The organism is Pseudomonas sp. GD03875, assembly GCF_029840585.1.
Taxonomy (GTDB): Bacteria; Pseudomonadota; Gammaproteobacteria; order Pseudomonadales; family Pseudomonadaceae; genus Aquipseudomonas; species Aquipseudomonas paralcaligenes.
Genome location: NZ_JAOCCV010000003.1, coordinates 56,276 through 73,712, shown reverse-complemented (window position 1 = coordinate 73,712; position 17,437 = coordinate 56,276). Strand labels below are relative to the sequence as shown.

Here is a 17,437-nt window from a genome sequence, read left to right as displayed (position 1 = left end):
CGCCGCCCGGAAAACCGAATGAGGAGGTCTGAGATGACGACGACGGACCCGCTGAGCGGCCCGCGACAGCGCATACGCCAGGACGATGCAGAAGCGGGCGCGCGGCGCTCCAGCACCGCGAGCCGGTTGCGCCTGGAGGGCGGCTGGCTGTTCCGCCACTCGGCGATGGACGGGGTGCTGGTGCTGCTGACCCTGCTCAACTGCACGGCGATCGTCGCCACCGCCCTCTACTTCACCGTACTGGGCCCCTGGGCGCTGACCGGCCTGGGGTTGTTCTTCGTGCTGATGATCTGCACCAACTACCAGTGCATCGCCCACAACTTCATCCATAACCCGTTCTTTCGCGCCGAGCCGCTGAACCGGCTGTTCTCGGTGCTCAACTCGCTGGCCCTGGGCATGCCGCAGACGCTCTACCGCGCCCACCACCTCAACCATCACCAGTTCAACAACGACTACCGCGGGGAAGACGGCGAGACCGGCGACTTCTCCTCGCTGTACCGCTATTCGGGCGAGCCCCGGGAGGCGGAGAGCCTTTGGCGCTACTCCCTGCTCGGCCCGCTGCGCACCGACTTCGGCCGGCTCTACGCCATGGCCCGGCAGAAGAAGCTGGCCTGGCTGGTCTGGTGCGAGGCCGTGGCGCTGCTGGCCTTCTACGCCGGCCTGGCGTGGCTGGACTGGCGCTTCTTCCTGTTCTACTTCGTGCCGGTGTCCTACCTCGGCCAGGTCGTGGCCCTTGCGGAAAACTACCTGGAACACCACGGCGCCACGCCCGGCGACCGCAAGACCGACTCGGTGAGCTGCTACGGCCGCCTCTACAACCTGCTGTGGTTCAACAACGGCTTCCACCAGGAGCACCACTACCGTCCGTTCGTGCACTGGAGGCTGGTGCCGCGCCTGCGCCAGGAAATGCTGCCGGAAAGCCAGCGCCGGGTCGTCCGCGGCACCCACCTGAGCAACCTGTTCAACCACTGAAACGTCCCGGGGGAATCTCATGACCAGCGAAACCAACGACAGCCCCGCGCGTATCCGCGCCCGGCGTTTCGACGTGGATTACGGCGCCAGCCCGCCGTCGCGGCACTGGGCGGGCGAGCCGTTCCTGACCCACTGGCTGAACGCCTACACCATCACCATTCCGGATGGCGAGAACTTCATCGTGCAGACCATCCGCAAATTCATCGACCAGCTGCAGAGCCCGCAGGTCAGCCGCGACGCCCTGGGGCTGATCGGCCAGGAAATCTCCCACGCCCGTGGCCACAACCAGTTCCTGGAGGCCCTGCGCGCCCAGGGTTTCAGACTCGACACCTACCTGGGCTTCACCCGCTTCATCTCGTTCAAGATCCTCCAGCCCACCTCCACGCCCCTGCAGCAGCTGGCGTTCGTCGTGGGGATCGAGCGGGTCAACGAGCTGTTCGCCGAAATCACCCTGTCCAGCGGCAAGCTGGCCGCCGTGGAGCCGCCTGTGCGGGCGCTCTACGAGTGGCATTTCGCCGAGGAGATCGAGCACAAGTCGGTGGCCTTCGACGTCTACCAGGCGGTGTCCGGCAACCGCTTCTGGCTCGGCTACGGGGTGATCTTCTGCTACCTGGTGAACATGGCGTACCTGTTCCTCGGCTGCGCCACCTTCCTGCGCCAGGACCGCCAGCTGTTCAAGTGGCGCACCTGGAAGGCGGCGTTCCGCTATTTCTTCGTCGAGGAGAAGTTCCTGCCGCGCATGACGCGCGGCTGCTTCCAGGCGATCCGGCGCGGTTTCCATCCCTCGCACAGCGACAACCGGCAACTGGCCGAGCATGTGCTGCGCCGGCGGGTGATCGACGCCCAGGTGGGCCAGCCATGAGCGTGCTGCAGGGCCTGCAGGCCGCTGCCGACAGCCGCGAGGCGCTGCTCGTGCCCTATCTGCGCCAGCACGGGCGCGGCTGCATGGCCTACTCCACCCTGCAGCCGGGGCTGCAGTACTTCATCCACGAGCGGCTCGGCTACCTGGCCTATCTGCGGCTGCGTCACCCGCTGTTCGCGCCCCGGGGGCTGCACGTGGTCCTGGGCGACCCCATCGCCGCGGTCGCCGATCATGAGGCCCTGCTCGACGCCTACCTGCAGAGCCCCGGTGCGGCGGCCACCGTGTTCCTGGAGATCGGCGAGGGCTTCGCCGCCATCCTCAGCCGCCGTGGCTTCCCGGTGAACGAGATGGGCGTGGAATGGGAGATCGACCTGGCCGGCTTCGACAGCGAGCTGCGCGGCCCGGCCTACAGCCACCTGCGCCGCTGGCGCAACAAAGCGCGCAAGGAGGGCGTGGAGGTGGTCGAGGGGCGCATCTCGCAGCTCGATCGCGACGAGCTGATGGCGCTGAACCGGGAGTGGCTGGGGCGCAAGGGCGGGCACGAGTTCATCGGCCTGAACCGGCCGCTGACGCTGGAGGACGAGGATGACGTGCGCTACTTCTGGGCCACCCGCGAGGGCCGCCTGCTGAGCCTGGCGATCTTTGACCCGATGTACCGCGACGGCGAGGTCATCGGCTATCTGCACAACCTGTCGCGGATCGTCGGCGACGCCCCCCACGGCACCAACGACCTGATCGTACTGGAGGCGCTCGGACGCTTCCAGGCCGAGGGGCGCGAGCTGCTGTCCCTGGGCCTGTCGCCCTTCGCCCTGCTGGACGACGGTCGCTATCTGCACAAAGCGTACCTGAGCGGGCTGTTCCGCTTCATGTTCCGCCATTGCCCGTTCATCTACCCGTTCGAGGGCAACTTCTTCCACAAGGACAAGTACCGCGGCCGGCATTTCAAGGTCTATCTCGCGTCCATCCCCGGCCTCAGCCTGTATCGCGTCCTGGGCGTGTTCAAGGCGCTGCAGGTGTTCTGACCCAGCCAACTCACGACAGCCGCGGAGGACAGCCCATGGCGATATCCACCCAGCATCCCGAGCTACGCGGGCAGTTGCTCGCCCTGCGTGAGAAGTACGCGCAACCCCGCCCCTGGCGCTCCACCTGGCAACTGGTGGCCACCCTGCTGCCGCACTTCGGCCTGAACTGGCTGATCTACCTGAACTGGGAAGGGCCGCTGTGGATCACCCTGGCGCTGCTGGTGCTCAACAGCCTGTTCCTCAACCGCCTGGTGGTGGTGTTCCACGACCTGCTGCACGGCTCGCTCTATCGCTCGCGCCGCCTCGGCAACCTGCTCGGCCGTCTGATCAGCCCGCTGATCTTCATGCCCGCGGCGCACTGGCAGTACGAGCACAACTTCCACCACGCCAGCGCCAACGACCTCAGCCGCCGTGGCTACGGCGACATGCCGCTGCTCACCGTGCGCGAATACCGGGCGCTCGGGCCCTGGGCCCGGTTGCGCTACCGGGTGCTGCGCCACCCGCTGTTCCTGTTCGGCCCCCATGCGCTGTACAAGCTGATGATCTTCCCGCGCAGGGTCGCCAACCCCGCCTGGCCGCAGCGGGTCAAGCGCTCCGTCCACCTGACCAACCTGGCGCTGCTGGTGATCGGCCTGGCGCTCTGGGCGCTCGGCCTGGAGCGGCTGATCTGGATTCAACTGCTGAGCTACGCCATCAGCACGCCGACCACGGTGCTGCTGTTCTACATCAACCACCACTTCGAGGAGGCGCACTGGTCTCCGCCGGAACAGTGGGACTTCGTCGAGGCGGCGCTGAAGGGCACCTCGGTGCTGATCTACCCGCCCGGCATGAGCTGGTTCGCCTGCGGCATCGGCCTGCACTGCATGCATCATCTGGTGCCGCGGATACCCAACTACAACCTGGAAGCCTGCTGGAAGGAGAGTCCGCTGTTCGCCGAAGCCACGGTGGTTCCATTGTTCTGGCGGGGCCTGGCGAGCACGCGCCTGCGCCTGTGGGACGAGCGGACGCAACGCTATGTCGGCAGCGAGGGCTATCGCCTGGCGGAGCGCGGGGAAGCGGCGGCCTGAGGCGGCGCGAATCACCGCCGCTGCCAGATCATCCTGCCCGTATTGCTCTCGGTGACCAGATAGGGCGCGCTGAAGTGGTAGCGGGCGGCGGGCTGGTAGCCGGCCGCACCGTTCAGTTGCACCAGCAGCAGGCCGTCGTTGCTGCGCCAGCGGCCGCTGTACTGCAGTTCGCCGGGGCGGTCGTAGCTCCATTCGCTGCCGCCGGCCACGGCGCGGCGCCATTGTTCGATGCTGCCGTCGGCGCGGATGCGCAGGGTGGTGACCGTGGTCATCGAGGCGAATTCGAGGCCCTCGCTGTTGATCATCTGTTCGTAGACCCAGGTGCCCACCAGGGCCGGGTCCTGGCCGGGAGCGGCCGGTGGGGGAGGCGGCCCGACCCGCTGGAACAGGGCTTCGCGCACCAGGGTTGCGCCGTTCTGCGGATTGCGCGCGGCCAGGCTGGCGGCGAGCATGCCGTCGGCGTAGTTGGCATTCATGTTGGCCAGGGGCTGGCCGGAGGCCGGGTCGCTGATCTGCGCCTGCAGGGCCTGGCCGTCGACGCGGCCGGTGAGCCTGAACCCGAGGCTCCCGTTCTCGATGTACTCGCCCTCGACCCGCTCGCCCTGGCTGCGCAGGATCAGTTCGGCCGGCTGGCCGTCGAGGGTGGCCCGGTAGTGGCCGTCGAGTTCGCCGGCCAGGGCGTCGCCGGCGAGCAGCGCCAGCAGGAGCGGCAGGGCATGGCGCATGGCGGTTTCCTCGGCGGGGGTGTGAGCTAAGCCTAGATCGGCCGCCGCGCTTGCGTCTTCGGCTGGCAGGCGCGGGGGGATCGGCGCAAGATAGAGCGCGTCATTCGCCAGGAAGCCGTTTCGTGACTGCCATGCCTCATTCCGATTTCGTCGTCGCCAGCACCGCCGAGGAGGCTGTCGACCGTCTCGCCGACCTGCACCGCCAGGCCACCGGCGCGCTGAGCCTGGCGCTCAGGCAATACCTCAAGGAGCGCGTGCTGCCCGGCGAGACGGAGCGCTCGCTGTTCCGCTACCCGGAGCTGCGCCTGACCTACCACTGGCAGGGCGAGGTGCCGAGCACCGTGCGCGCCTATGCCAAGGTCCAGGTGCCGGGCACCTACCGCGGCACCGTGACCCAGCCGGAGGCCTTCCGCGGCTACCTGCTGGACCAGCTGCGGCCGCTGATGGAGGACTTCTCGGTGACCGTCGAGGTCGGCCTCAGCCAGCAGAACATCCCCTATCCCTACGTGGTCGACCAGGGCGACGAGCTGTCCGGCTCGGGGGTGACCGCCGCCGAGCTGGCGCGGGTGTTCCCCAGCACCGACCTGTCCGCCGCCACCGATTCGGTGGCCGACGGCCTGTACGGCTGGGGTGACAGCAGCGACCTGCCGCTGGCGCTGTTCGACGCGGCGCGCACCGACTTCTCGCTCAAGCGCATCCAGCACTACACCGGCAGCGACTGGCGCCACGTGCAGCCGTGGATCCTGCTGACCAACTACCACCGCTACGTCGACCAGTTCATCCGCCACGGCCTGGAGCAGTTGCGCGAGAACCCGCGCTTCGTGCGCATGGTGCTGCCGGGCAACGTGATCATCGAGCGCGGCACCTCCGAGGAGGACGCCCAGGCGGTGGCCGACGCGGTGGTCTGGCACCGCTACCAGATGCCGGCCTACCACCTGATCGCCAGCGACGGACACGGCATCACCCTGGTGAACATCGGCGTCGGCCCGTCCAACGCGAAGAACATCACCGACCACCTGGCCGTGCTGCGCCCCCACTGCTGGCTGATGATCGGCCACTGCGGCGGCCTGCGGCAGTCGCAGACCATCGGTGACTACGTGCTGGCCCACGCCTACATGCGCAGGGACGGAATACTGGACCGGGTGCTGCCGCCGCACATCCCGATTCCCGCCCTGGCGGAGGTGCAGCAGGCATTGCAGGAGGCGGCCGCCACCGTCACCGGCGACAAGGGCGAGACGCTCAAGCGGCGCCTGCGCACCGGCACCGTGCTGACCTACGACGACCGCAACTGGGAGCTGCACTGGGCCCACGAGCGGCCGCTGATCAACCTGGCCCGGGCCGTGGCGGTGGACATGGAGAGCGGCACCATCGCCGCCCAGGGCTACCGCCTGCGGGTACCCTACGGCACCCTGCTGTGCGTGTCGGACAAGCCGCTGCACAGCGAGATCAAGCTGCCCGGCTCGGCCACCGGCTTCTACCAGCGGGCGGTCAGCCAGCACCTGTCGATCGGCATCGCCGCCCTCGACCTGCTGCGCTGCCAGCTCGACTCGCTGCACTCGCGCAAGCTGCGCAGCTTCGACGAACCGCCGTTCCGCTGAGCAGGTTTTGCGCGGGTTGCACCCGCCCTACTTCGCGTAGGGCGGGTGAAACCCGCGTGGGTCAGGCCCCTGCGCGCAAACGCAGGTGCAGCAGGGGGAAGGGCTTGTCGGCGCCGTCCAGCGGCGAGCGGCCGATCTGCTCGAAGCCCTGGGCGAGGTAGAAGGCCACGGCGCCGGGGTTCTGCTCGTTGACATCGACCAGGCGCGTGCCGTGGTGCGCGATGGCGTCGCGCAGCAGCGCCTTGCCGAAGCCCCTGCCATGGCAGTCCGGGTGGACGAAGAGCATCTCCAGGCGGTCCTCGGCGGTGCCGGAGAAGCCCTGCACGGTGCCGTCGCCGTCGCGCAGGCAGGTCAGCCGGACCAGGTCGAAGTACTGTTCGCGCAGCATGCGCTTGTAGAACTGCAGGTCCTCTTCCGGCAGGAAGTGGTGGGTGGCGCGCACCGCCGCTTCCCACACCTCAACGAGGCGTGGGCGGTCGGCGCGGCGGGCGGGTTCGATGCGAGGGTTCATCGTGGCCTCATGCCCAGGGCGCATGGCGGTGGTCACTGGCTGGCGTCCAGCACCACGCGGTAGCGCGCCTTGCCGGCGCGCAGGTGGTCCAGTGCGGCGTTCACCTCGCTCATGGGGAAGTGCTCGACCTGCGGCAGGATCTGGTGGCGGGCGCAGAATTCGAGCAGGGTCGCCATGCTCGCCGGCGAGCCCACCGGGGAGCCCGACAGGCTCTTCTGTTGCGGGATCAGGCTGAACACGTGGGTCGGAATGGCGCTCGGCACGATGCCGACGAAGTGCAGCCGGCCCTTGCCGCGCAGGGTGGCGAGCAGGGCGTTCCAGTCCAGGTCGGCGCTGGCGGTGACCAGCAGGAAGTCGAGGCTGCCGGCGATGGCCTTGAGCGCGTCCCGGTCGGTGGAGGCCACCACCTTGTGCGCGCCGAGGCGCTTGGCCTCGTCCTGTTTGCTCAGCGACGAGGTGAAGGCGGTGACCTCGCAGCCCCACGCATTGAGGAAGCGCAGCGCCAGGTGGCCGAGGCCGCCGATGCCGACCACGCCGACCCGGTCGGTGGGCTTCACGTCGAATTCCAGTAGCGGCGAGAACACCGTGGAGCCGGCGCAGAACAGCGGGCCGACCAGCGCCGGGTCGAGCCCTTCCGGCAGCGGGATGGCCCAGGCCCAGTGCGCGCGCAGGCGGTCGGCGAAGCCGCCGTGGCTGCCGACGATGGTCGGTTTCACCGTGCGGCACAGGTTGTGCGAGCCTTCCATGCAGGAGCTGCAGTGCATGCAGCTGCCCTTGTACCAGCCGATGCCGACCCGCTGGCCGAGCCTGAGGCCGCGCGCCTGCTCGCCGACCCGGACGACGGTGCCGACCACCTCGTGGCCGGGGATGAAGGGATAGCGGGCGTTGCCCCACTCGTTGTCGATCATCGACTGGTCGGAGTGGCAGATGCCGCAGTACTCCACGGCCACCTCCACGTCCTCGGCGCCCAGCGGGCCCGGGTCGTAGCTGTGGCGTTGCAGCGGTGCGCCCGGCGCGGTGGCGGCCCAGCCGGTGAAGGTGGCGAGTTCGTTGCTCATGAGGTTCCCGATGCGCTGGTGAGATGGATGCAGAGTAGCCGGCCGGAGCGCCGAGCGGGGCATCATCAGCGCAGGTGATGATGCTCGGTTAAACTGGCGGCCCGATCAGCCCGCCGGATTTCGCATGTCGCGCCCACCCCGTTCCCCCGCTCCCCGCCGTCCCGCGCCGCGCCGGGTGGCCAAGGCGCCGCCGGCCGAGCCGCGGCTGATCCTGCTGAACAAACCGTTCGACGTGCTCACCCAGTTCCAGGATGAGCAGGGCCGCGCCACCCTCAAGGACTTCGTCGACGTGCCCGGCGTCTACCCGGCCGGGCGCCTCGACCGCGACAGCGAGGGCCTGCTGTTGCTGACCAACGATGGCCGCCTGCAGGCGCGCATCGCCGATCCGAAGCACAAGCTGGCCAAGACCTACTGGGTGCAGGTGGAGGGCGAGCCGGACGAGGCCCAGCTGCGCCAGTTGCGCGACGGCGTGCAGCTCAACGACGGCCCGACCCTGCCGGCCGAGGCGCGGTTGCTGGAAGAACCGCAACTGTGGGAGCGCGATCCGCCTGTGCGCTTTCGCAAGAGCGTGCCGACCGCCTGGCTGGAACTGGTGATCCGCGAGGGGCGCAACCGCCAGGTGCGGCGCATGACGGCCGCGGTCGGGCTGCCGACGCTCAGGCTGGTGCGGGTGCGCATCGGCCCCTGGGGCCTGGACGGCCTGCAGCCCGGCCAATGGCGGGAAGTGCAGGCCCGGCTGGACTGATCAGTAGTACGACTTGATCACGTTGATGCCCTTCTGCAGCACGTCGCGCCAGGCGGCGCGGATTTCCTCGCCGTATTCGCCGTCGTGCTCGGCGATGGTGCGCAGCAGCGCTTCCTGCCACAGGTCGTAGAGTTCCGGGCGGATGTCCAGGCGTCCCCGCGAGTGGCTCTCGCCGAGCGCGCGCAGCTTGGTGTCGGGCATGCCGCGGGCGTACATCACCAGGTTGAGGATGCCCTGGCGCAGCAGGGTCTTCTGCGCCGTCATGTCGGTGCTGGCGAACTTGTCGCGCACCTGCGGCGAACTGGCGAGGAAGTGCCGGTAGAAGTCGTCGAAGAAGGCGGGGCTGACGCAGCAGCGCCCATAGCTCTGCATGACCAGATTGGTGAGGTTCATTTTTTCTCTGGGGGAAGGCACGTAGGACGGGGCGATTGTAGTGACTTTGCAGTCCCGTTGTAACCTGACCCGTGTCTCAGGATTTCAATCCCGACCTCAGCCGTGGATGCCGCGCGCCATCTCGATGATGTAGGTGATCACGGGCTTGGCCAGGAAGGCGAACAGGCACAGGCCGAGACCGAGGAACAGGATGGCGGTGCCGAGGCGGCCGGCCTTGGACTTCTTGGCCAGGTCCCAGATGATGAAGAACATGAACACGATCAGGCCGCCGACCAGGACGTACATCATCAGGGCTTCGAACTGTTCGGTTTCCATGGCGACCTCGCGAGGGGCTGCTGCGTTGCGGGGGCGCGATTATACGCGCTGGACGACGCAGGTCGACCGCCACTGCGGCAATCAGCCGCGCAGGTGCTCCAGGGGCAGCTCGGTGCTGGCGAGTACCTGGTCCAGCACGAAGCTGGAGCGGACGCTGGTCACGCCCTCGATGCGGGTCAGCTGGCCGAGCAGGAATTTCTGGTAGTGGTCCATGTCCGGCACCACCACCTTGAGCTGGTAGTCGGCGTCCATCCCGGTCACCAGGCTGCATTCCAGCACCTCGGGGCACTGGCGGATCACCGACTGGAAGTGCTCGAAGCGCTCGGGGGTGTGGCGGTCCATGCCGATCAGGACGAAGGCGGTCAGCGACAGGCCGAGCTTCTTGCGGTCCAGCAGGGCCACCTGGCGGGCGATGTAGCCGTCGTCCTCCAGCTGCTTGACCCGCCGCGAGCAGGGCGAGGGCGACAGGCCGATGCGTTCGGCCAGCTCCTGGTTGGAGATGCGCGCGTCGCGCTGCAGCTCGGCGAGAATGCGCAGGTCGTAGCGGTCCAGCTTGTTCATTGATCGGCTTCTTCGTTGATGGATTGCGCTGATCAATCTACCAGTGAACGGAAATTGCGCAAATAACCTATCGATCAGCAATATTCGCAATCCTGTGCCGCCTGCCGCCCGTTAAGCTTTCCCTCAGTTTCATGGCCCGGACGTTATGTCCATCCGCAACGCCCAATCAGGTGTCGCGGCGCCGGCGGTCCTACCGGATCGTGCAGGCTCCCGGGTCCGCACCGCCCAACCAGGCGGGCGAAGAAGGCGGCGACACGATTGCCAGCGTCGGACAAGAAAAAGGGGAGGCTTCGGCCTCCCCTTTTTCTTTGGCTATGTCCCAGGCTCTGTACGAAAAGTGCCTGCGCTCGGTGATGCTTCGTTAAAAACGGGTTCGGAATGCTCATTTACAGCTCGTAAACTCGCATGCGAGCCCAGTCCGCTTCCTCACCCGTTTTTGTGGGGGCGCCTAGCCCTCGCCTGACCTTCGCTCGACGACTTTTCGTACAGACCCTATTGGATGGTGTAGGGCCCTGGCTCCTTCTGGATTCCCGCCTGCGCGGGAATGACGGCTCCGGAAGAAACGCCACCCCTACCTCGTCATCCCCGCGCAGGCGGGGATCCAGGTGCAGGCAGCTGCAGCGTTCAGATAGCGTGGCTAGACCGCGCAACGCACAGGGTGAGTCAGCCGCTTGCCGGCGTAGTCCTCCGGCGGTGCCCCGGTCGATTGCGCTGGTGGGTCACCCAACGGGCTTCCTATTGATATTGCAGGCAGGCCGTTTCCGCAGGGCGGCTGTGGTGTCTACAACACGCAACGGGGACATGGCCTTTTTCCTTGCCGTTGCGGCAAGATCGGCCCATGCACTTCGACGACGAGACTCGGCGCCGCGCCGGCCTGCTGCTGTGGGCCTTCGCCCTCGCGGGCGCCTGCTGGATGGCGCTGCGGGCCGGCGAGCGGCCGCCACCGCCGCAGACCCGCGAGGCCCGGGTGGAGGCCGCGTTCGTCGCCCTGGGGCAAGCCCCGCGGCAGGCGCCGCTGGTGCTGCTGGGCGATTCGATCACCGCTGGCCACGGCTGGAGTGCCGGCGAAGGTTGCCGGCCGCCGTTGAACCTGGCGGTGTCGGGCGCGCGCAGCGACGACCTGCTGCGCCACCTGCCGCTGGCGGAAGCCGCCGGCGCCGATCAGGCGCTGCTGATGATCGGCATCAACGACCTGCGCCACGGCGTGCCGCCCGCCACGCTGCTGACCAACTACCGTGCCATCCTGGCCGGCCTGGAGCGGGCCGGGGTGGCGCCGGTGCTGCAGTCGACCCTGCGGGTCACGCCGCTGCACGCGGACCACCAGGCCATCAACCGGCAGGTGGACGAACTCAACCGCCACCTGCGCGAACTGGCGCAGCAGCACGGCTGGCGCTACCTGGACGTGCAGGCCGCGATCGGGCCGCGCGGCTATCGCGGCGACGGTCTGCACCTGACCGCCGAGGGCTACGGCGCCTGGCAGCGCCTGATCGGGCCGCTCATGCGCCGCCACCTGTGCCCCTCAGACGAGCCCGGCCAGGCGCAGCAGCCACCAGGCGAGGATCAGCATCTGCGCCAGCAGGCCGGCGAAGCGTAGCCAGACGAACAGTGCGCCGGTGCTGATCAGGTGCATCAGCGACTGGAACAGGCGCGCGCCCAGCAGCACCGGGGCCAGCGGATCGGTGATCGCCGTCTGCCCGGCGTGCATCGCATAGAGCAGCACGCCGAGCTGCAGCGGCAGGTTCTCCAGGCTGTTGGCGTGGGCCCGCACCAGGCGCTGGGCGAAGCCGCCGGGGGTGTTGCTGCCGTCGGGGGCGAAGGCGTTCACCCGCATGCGCCCGCTCAGCACCAGCAGGCCGCGCTGGTTGATGATCAGGAACAGCAACAGCAGGGTCCAGGCGATCAGGCCGAACAGGGCGATGGCAGAGGCGGAGAGGTTCATGGCGCGTCCTTGTTGTTGTGGTGGGGCGCCAGTCTAGATTTTCTAGAGTAAATGCTCTAGTTTTTTGCCTGCGCGCTTTTGTCACGCGGCTGTCGCGGGGCCACCGGGGTACGTCCCGGGCCGGTGCCTGCAAGGGGCGGACGCCTTTTCGTGGCCCGCCGGTCCGCCTGTGACCGGTTGTCGCAACCTATGGGAAGCGGGGGCCCCGGGTGGCAGTCTTGAGCGGCCGAACATTTTGCATACCTGCCCAAGGAGAAAGTCGATGTTGCGTAAATTCGTAGTCGCTTCCGCAATCGCTCTGGCCAGCCTGCCGGCGTTTGCCGCCGAGTGCGCCGTGGAAGTCAACTCCACCGACCAGATGACCTTCGAGACCAAGTCGATCGACGTCAGCAAGAGCTGCAAGACCTTCACCGTCACCCTCAAGCACACCGGCACCATGCCCAAGCAGGTGATGGGCCACAACTGGGTGCTGAGCAAGACCGCCGATGCTCAGGCCATCGCTACCGATGGCATCGCCGCCGGCGTCGACAACGACTACATCAAGGCCGGCGACGAGCGCGTGATCGCCCACACCAAGCTCATCGGCGGCGGCGAGACCGCGACCGTCAGCTTCGATGTCGCCAAGCTGGAAGCCGGCACCCCCTACGAGTTCTTCTGCTCTTTCCCCGGCCACATCGGCCTGATGAAGGGCGAACTCAAGCTGGTCGACTGATACGCCCTCCGGCCCGGCGCTCGCCGGGCCTTCCCCGTGGCTTCGTGGTCCCGTCGTAGGGTGCGCCGTGCGCACCGACCCCCGGGGCAAGTGGTGCGCGCGGCGCACCCTACAAGCAAGTCCATGTGGCCGATTCCAGGCCCGTTCATTCGATGTCGTCAGGTCACCGGGTCCGCATGGACCAGCACCTCGGTACGCGGGAATTCGGCGCGGATCGCCTTCGCCACCTCCACGCAGCGCTGGTGCGCCTCGCGCAGCGACAGCTCGCCGGGCAGCTCCAGGTGCAGCTGGACGAACCAGCGGGTGCCGGACACCCGGGTGCGCAGGTCGTGCACGCCGAGTACGCCCGGCACGGCGCGGGTCAGCGCCTGCATGCGCTCGACGATGTCCGGCGTCAGCTCCTCGTCCATCAGCACGGCCACCGCCTCGCGCACGATGCCGATGGCGCTCCACAGGATATAGGCGGCGATGCCCAGGCCGAACACCGCGTCCAGCTGCTGCCAGCCGAACGCGGCCAGCACCAGTGCGAGCAGGATGCCGCCGTTGAGCAGCAGGTCGGAGCGGTAGTGCAGCGAATCCGCGCGGATCGCCGTGGAGCCGGTCACCCGCACCACGTGGCGCTGGAACAGCAGCAGGGCGACGGTCAGTACCAGCGACAGCAGCATCACCGCGATGCCCAGCGCCGGGGCGCCGAGCGGTTCGGGATGGTGCAGCCGGTCCCAGGCCTGCAGCGCCACCAGCACGGCGCTGGCGCCGACGAACATGGCCTGGGCCAGGCCGGCCAGCGCTTCCGCCTTGCCGTGGCCGTAGCGGTGGTCGTCGTCCGCGGGACGCAGGGAATAGTGGACGGCGATCAGGTTGAGCAGCGAGGCTGCGCCGTCCAGCAGCGAGTCGGTGAGGCCGGCCAGCAGGCTGACCGAGCCGCTCAGCCACCAGGCCACGGCCTTGGCGCCGGCTAGCAGCAGGGCCGTGGCCAGCGCCGCCGCGGTGGCCTGGCGCAGCAGGCGGGCATGCCGCGGCGAGACGGTCATGGCCATTCGCGGGCCGGCAGGCGCACGGCGGCGCGGGACATCAGGCCTGCGGGCGCAGACCGTAGGCGGCCAGCTGCTCGACGCCGCCGCTGTGTTGGATCAGGCGCGGATCGTCCAGCGGCAGGTCGCGGCCGAGTTCGCGGTGGAGGATGGCCTTGAGCTTGTGGGTGTCGACCTTGCCGTCCTCGCCGATGGCCTCGCGGAGCTTCTCCGGGGCTACCGAATACTGGTCGTTGGGCAGGTAGATGGCGCCAGTGGCGAAGTCGATGCCGAAGGCGATCAGGCCGGGGATGACGTAGAACAGGATGCCGACGGCGTTCAGGCCGGCCACCAGCGGGTCGACACGGCCTTCGATCTGTCCGCGGCGGTCGGGGAAGAACAGGGTGCCGCAGGCGGCCACCTGGGTCAGCAGGGTCGCGGCGAGGACGCCGCCAATGATGCGGGAAGGCTTGTGCATGGGCACCTCCAGGAAATGATGCGGCACTATATCAAGGCCGTCATTGCAGTTGGATGCCTGACGCGGCGTTCCGTTTGCCTCGCGTGAGTTGGCGGCCCGGCGTTCCGTATAATCCGCCGCCGAATCCGGAGAAACCATGACCCGCCTGCCCATCGACGAAGCCCTGCCGGCGCTGCGCGCCGCCCTGGCCGAACGCCACGAAGCCGTGCTGAAGGCGCCGCCCGGCGCCGGCAAGACCACCCGCGTGCCGCTGGCTCTGCTCGACGAGCCGTGGCTGGCCGGGCAGCGCATCCTCATGCTCGAACCGCGCCGGCTGGCCGCCCGCGCCGCCGCCGAGCGCCTGGCCAGCGAGCTGGGCGAGAAGGTCGGCGAGACCGTCGGCTACCGTATCCGCCTGGACAGCAAGGTCGGCCCGGACACCCGCATCGAGGTGGTGACCGAGGGCATCCTCGCCCGCCGCCTGCAGGACGACCCGGCACTGGAGGGCGTCGGCCTGGTGATCTTCGACGAATTCCACGAGCGCAGCCTGGACGCCGACCTGGCGCTGGCCCTGACTCTCAACGGCCGCGAGCTGCTGCGCGACGAGCCGCCGCTCAAGGTGCTGCTGATGTCCGCCACCCTGGAGGGCGAGCGCCTGTCCGCACTGCTGGGCGACGCGCCGGTGGTGTCCAGCCAGGGCCGCATGCACCCGGTGGAGACGCGCTGGGGCGCGCCCTGGCAGCCGGGCGAGCGGATCGAGCTGCGGGTGGTGCAGACCGTGCTGCAGGCCCTGGCCGACGAGCCCGGCAGCCTGCTGGTGTTCCTCCCCGGCCAGGCGGAGATCCGCCGGGTCCACGAGCAGCTGGAGGAGAGCCTGGGCGGCCGCCCGGACATCCTGCTCTGCCCGCTGCACGGCGAGCTGGAGCTGAGCGCCCAGCGCGCCGCCATCGAACCGGCGCCGAGCGGCCGGCGCAAGGTGGTGCTGGCCACCAACATCGCCGAGACCAGCCTGACCATCGACGGCGTGCGCGTGGTGGTGGATGCCGGCCTGGCGCGGGTACCGCGTTTCGATCCGGCCAGCGGCATGACCCGCCTGGACACCCAGCGCATCTCCCGCGCCTCGGCCACCCAGCGTGCCGGCCGCGCCGGGCGCCTGGAGCCCGGCGTGTGCTACCGCCTGTGGTCGCAGAGCCAGCACGACCAGTTGGCGGCCTACGGTACGGCGGAAATCCTCCAGGCCGACCTGGCCGGCCTGGCCCTGCAGCTGGCGCGCTGGGGCGTGCGCCCCGGCGAGCTGGCCTGGCTGGATGAGCCGCCGGCCGCCGCCTTCGCCCAGGGCCGCGACCTGCTCGCGCGCCTCGGCGCGCTGGACGAGCGGGGCGCGCTGAGCACCCACGGCCAGGCCATGGCCGAGCTGCCGGCGCACCCGCGCATCGCCCACCTGCTGCTGCGCGGTCAGGCCCTGGGGCTCGGCGCGCTGGCGGCCGACCTGGCGGCCCTGCTCGGCGAGCGCGACATCCTGCGCGGCGGCGGCGCCGACCTGCACAGCCGCATGGCGCTGCTCAGCGGCCAGCGCGGCCAGCGCGGCGCGCGGGGCGGCGTGCAGCGCGCCCGCCAGCTGGCCCGGCAGTTCCGCGGCTACCTGCGTGGCAAGGCGAGCGAGGCGGTGGCCGACCCGGAACACCCGCGCTGGCTCGGCGCGCTGCTGGCCTTCGCCTACCCGGACCGGGTCGCCCGCCAGCGCGGCAAGGGCGGTGGCGACTATCGCCTGGCCAACGGCCGGGCCGCGCTGTTCGCCGAGCCGGACGCGCTGATGAAGCACGAATGGCTGGTGATCGCCGACCTCGGCAGCCGCCAGGGCCAGCGCGACGAGCGCATCTACCTGGCCGCAGACCTCGACCCGGCGCTGTTCGACGCGGTGCTGGCCGAGCAGGTGGCGCTGCGCGAGGAGCTGGAGTGGGACGAGCGCGAGGGCGTGCTGCGTGCCGAACGCCAGCGCCGGGTCGGCGAGCTGGTGCTGAGCCGCGAGCCGCTGGCAGACCTCGACGAGGGCGCCCGTGGCCGCGCCCTGCTCGGCCTGGTGCGGCGCAAGGGCCTGGAGCTGCTGACGTGGACGCCCGAGCTGCGCCAGTGGCAGGCGCGGGTGGCGCTGCTGCGCCGCCTGGACCTGGAGCGGCAGGGCGACAGCGAATGGCCGGACCTGAGCGACACCGCCCTGCTGGCCTCGCTGGAGGACTGGCTGTTGCCGTACCTGGGCAAGGTCAGCCGGCTCAGCCACTTCGCCAGTCTCGACCTGCCGGGCATCCTCGCCGGCCGGCTGCCCTGGCCGCTGCCCCAGCGCCTGGACGAGCTGGCACCCAGGCACCTGCAGGTGCCGTCCGGCTCGCGCATCGCCATCGACTACGCGGAGCACCCGCCGGTGCTGGCGGTGCGCCTGCAGGAACTGTTCGGCCTGGCCGAGACGCCGCGCATCGCCGGCGGGCGGCAGGGCGTGCTGCTGCACCTGCTGTCGCCAGCGCGGCGGCCGGTGCAGGTGACCCAGGACCTGGCCAGCTTCTGGGCCAACACCTACGCGGAGGTGAAGAAGGACCTCAAGGGCCGCTATCCCAAGCACTACTGGCCGGACGACCCGCTGGTCGCCGAGCCGACCGCCAGGGCCAAGCCCCGCCGCTGAGCGGCGGGCGCCCGGCTCAATCCACCCGCAGGTCTTCCCCGGCCGCCTGCAGTTCCTCGTAGGCGCGGTCGAGCCTTTCCAGCAGGCGCTTGCCGCCGGGCCAGTGGCGCGAGGCGATCAACCTCGACTCGAAGCGCTGCAGTACGGTGTAGGGCAGGGGCGACAGGCCCAGCTCCTTGCGCACCTGCTCCACCGGGGCCTGGTAGTCGAGCAGGTAGTCGCCACGCTTGCGCAGCAGCATGGCCAGGGCGGAAGCGTGGGTGCTGGTGCGGTGGGTGCTGATGCCCATGTGCGGCGCTTCCAGCAGGTCGTTGATCTGCTTCCAGTAGCTGTAGCCGCCGATCACGATCACGTCCTTGCCGCGCAGGCCGTCGGGGAGTTCCGGCGGTGGCGTGTCGTGGCGGTAGTAGAGGGCCAGGCTGAAGTGGCCCAGCGCATGGCGGGCCTCGTGGGTGTGGCCGATCAGCTCCGACTTGCCGCCGGCGCCGGGCCAGAGCTGCACGCTGCCGTCCTGCAGCCCGGCGTACAGCCGCGCGCCCGGCAGCGAGCGGTACTCGCCGCGGTAGCCGGCGTGGCGCAGCAGGCGCTCGGTCAGGGCCAGGACCGAGCCGCGCGGCTCGCCGTTCTCGTCGGTCCAGGTGTAGGGGGGGAATTCGTAGTAACCGACCGAGATGACCGGTTCGGCGGCCGCGCTCTGGGCCAGGGCGCCGGCACAGCAGAGCCACGCCAGGAGGGCAGGAAGAAGGGTTCTGCGCATCGTTTACCGCCGCGCGACTCGAGGCCGTCTTGTTGTTTCGTCACGGCTTCGAGCATGGC

19 protein-coding genes are annotated in these 17,437 nt (G+C 69.4%); 9 read left to right on the top strand and 10 right to left on the bottom strand.

Annotation, left to right across the window (positions count from 1 at the left end; genetic code table 11):
* Nucleotides 1-33 precede the first annotated feature (33 nt).
* From N5D30_RS03305 to N5D30_RS03290, 4 genes are read left to right on the top strand one after another with little or no spacing between them, the layout of a single operon-like run.
* The gene (locus tag N5D30_RS03305) at nt 34-972 is read left to right on the top strand and encodes a fatty acid desaturase (protein WP_279907645.1); all 939 of its coding nucleotides are present in this window, start codon (nt 34-36) and stop codon (nt 970-972) included.
* A 19-nt stretch (nt 973-991) separates the two neighbouring features.
* Nucleotides 992-1,834, top strand: a complete 843-nt coding sequence (locus N5D30_RS03300; protein WP_279907644.1) for a metal-dependent hydrolase — start codon at nt 992-994, stop codon at nt 1,832-1,834.
* Entirely contained in the window at nt 1,831-2,856 is a 1,026-nt protein-coding gene (locus N5D30_RS03295) for a DUF2156 domain-containing protein (protein WP_279907643.1), read from the top strand. Before N5D30_RS03300 ends, N5D30_RS03295 begins: the two co-directional genes overlap by 4 nt.
* A 35-nt stretch (nt 2,857-2,891) precedes the next feature.
* Complete coding sequence (locus N5D30_RS03290) at nt 2,892-3,923, top strand: fatty acid desaturase (protein WP_279907642.1); 1,032 nt, start codon at nt 2,892-2,894, stop codon at nt 3,921-3,923.
* An 11-nt stretch (nt 3,924-3,934) separates the two neighbouring features.
* Here N5D30_RS03290 and N5D30_RS03285 read toward each other — a convergent pair whose 3' ends face one another.
* On the bottom strand, nt 3,935-4,648 hold the full coding sequence (locus N5D30_RS03285; RefSeq protein ID WP_279907641.1) for a hypothetical protein: 714 nt from the start codon (nt 4,646-4,648) through the stop codon (nt 3,935-3,937).
* Nucleotides 4,649-4,779: 131 nt separating this feature from the next.
* Here N5D30_RS03285 and amn point away from each other — a divergent pair, with 131 nt between their 5' ends.
* On the top strand, nt 4,780-6,246 hold the full coding sequence (gene amn / locus N5D30_RS03280; protein WP_279907825.1) for an AMP nucleosidase: 1,467 nt from the start codon (nt 4,780-4,782) through the stop codon (nt 6,244-6,246).
* Nucleotides 6,247-6,307: 61 nt separating this feature from the next.
* Here amn and N5D30_RS03275 read toward each other — a convergent pair whose 3' ends face one another.
* Complete coding sequence (locus tag N5D30_RS03275; protein WP_279907640.1) at nt 6,308-6,757, bottom strand: GNAT family N-acetyltransferase; 450 nt, start codon at nt 6,755-6,757, stop codon at nt 6,308-6,310.
* A 32-nt stretch (nt 6,758-6,789) separates the two neighbouring features.
* Nucleotides 6,790-7,815 carry an NAD(P)-dependent alcohol dehydrogenase gene (locus tag N5D30_RS03270; RefSeq protein WP_279907639.1) on the bottom strand — a complete coding sequence of 342 codons (1,026 nt, stop codon included), beginning with the start codon at nt 7,813-7,815 and terminating at the stop codon, nt 6,790-6,792.
* Between the two features lie 175 nt (nt 7,816-7,990).
* On the opposite strand from N5D30_RS03270, the gene N5D30_RS03265 reads away from it, so the two are divergent.
* Nucleotides 7,991-8,560: a pseudouridine synthase gene (locus tag N5D30_RS03265; protein WP_279907824.1), complete on the top strand. Its 570-nt coding sequence runs from the start codon at nt 7,991-7,993 to the stop codon at nt 8,558-8,560.
* Here N5D30_RS03265 and N5D30_RS03260 read toward each other — a convergent pair whose 3' ends face one another.
* The 3 genes from N5D30_RS03260 to N5D30_RS03250 form a co-directional block, all read right to left on the bottom strand.
* Nucleotides 8,561-8,953 (bottom strand): globin, encoded by a 393-nt coding sequence (locus N5D30_RS03260; protein WP_220811986.1) that lies wholly within the window; start codon nt 8,951-8,953, stop codon nt 8,561-8,563.
* A 96-nt stretch (nt 8,954-9,049) separates the two neighbouring features.
* Complete coding sequence (locus tag N5D30_RS03255; RefSeq protein ID WP_220811987.1) at nt 9,050-9,268, bottom strand: DUF2788 domain-containing protein; 219 nt, start codon at nt 9,266-9,268, stop codon at nt 9,050-9,052.
* Nucleotides 9,269-9,349: 81 nt separating this feature from the next.
* Nucleotides 9,350-9,829, bottom strand: a complete 480-nt coding sequence (locus N5D30_RS03250; RefSeq protein ID WP_220811989.1) for an Lrp/AsnC family transcriptional regulator — start codon at nt 9,827-9,829, stop codon at nt 9,350-9,352.
* 838 nt (nt 9,830-10,667) lie between these two features.
* Here N5D30_RS03250 and N5D30_RS03245 point away from each other — a divergent pair.
* Nucleotides 10,668-11,423: a GDSL-type esterase/lipase family protein gene (locus N5D30_RS03245; protein ID WP_279907638.1), complete on the top strand. Its 756-nt coding sequence runs from the start codon at nt 10,668-10,670 to the stop codon at nt 11,421-11,423.
* On the opposite strand, the gene N5D30_RS03240 is transcribed toward N5D30_RS03245, so the two are convergent.
* Nucleotides 11,349-11,768, bottom strand: a complete 420-nt coding sequence (locus N5D30_RS03240; RefSeq protein WP_279907637.1) for an MAPEG family protein — start codon at nt 11,766-11,768, stop codon at nt 11,349-11,351. The two genes, N5D30_RS03245 and N5D30_RS03240, sit on opposite strands and share 75 nt — an antisense overlap.
* 262 nt (nt 11,769-12,030) lie before the next feature.
* Between N5D30_RS03240 and azu the strand changes: the two genes are divergently transcribed.
* Nucleotides 12,031-12,480: an azurin gene (gene azu, locus N5D30_RS03235; RefSeq protein ID WP_220811995.1), complete on the top strand. Its 450-nt coding sequence runs from the start codon at nt 12,031-12,033 to the stop codon at nt 12,478-12,480.
* A 158-nt stretch (nt 12,481-12,638) separates the two neighbouring features.
* Here the strand turns inward: azu and N5D30_RS03230 are convergent, their stop codons facing one another.
* Nucleotides 12,639-13,511 carry a cation diffusion facilitator family transporter gene (locus N5D30_RS03230; RefSeq protein WP_279907636.1) on the bottom strand — a complete coding sequence of 291 codons (873 nt, stop codon included), beginning with the start codon at nt 13,509-13,511 and terminating at the stop codon, nt 12,639-12,641.
* Between the two features lie 40 nt (nt 13,512-13,551).
* The gene (locus tag N5D30_RS03225) at nt 13,552-13,968 is read right to left on the bottom strand and encodes a polyribonucleotide nucleotidyltransferase (RefSeq protein WP_279907635.1); all 417 of its coding nucleotides are present in this window, start codon (nt 13,966-13,968) and stop codon (nt 13,552-13,554) included.
* Nucleotides 13,969-14,104: 136 nt separating this feature from the next.
* Here N5D30_RS03225 and hrpB point away from each other — a divergent pair, with 136 nt between their 5' ends.
* A complete protein-coding gene (hrpB, locus tag N5D30_RS03220) occupies nt 14,105-16,621 on the top strand; it encodes an ATP-dependent helicase HrpB (RefSeq protein ID WP_279907634.1) in 2,517 nt (838 codons plus the stop codon).
* Nucleotides 16,622-16,637: 16 nt separating this feature from the next.
* Here hrpB and N5D30_RS03215 read toward each other — a convergent pair whose 3' ends face one another.
* Nucleotides 16,638-17,378 (bottom strand): transporter substrate-binding domain-containing protein, encoded by a 741-nt coding sequence (locus N5D30_RS03215; RefSeq protein ID WP_279902740.1) that lies wholly within the window; start codon nt 17,376-17,378, stop codon nt 16,638-16,640.
* Between the last annotated feature and the right edge of the window lie 59 nt (nt 17,379-17,437).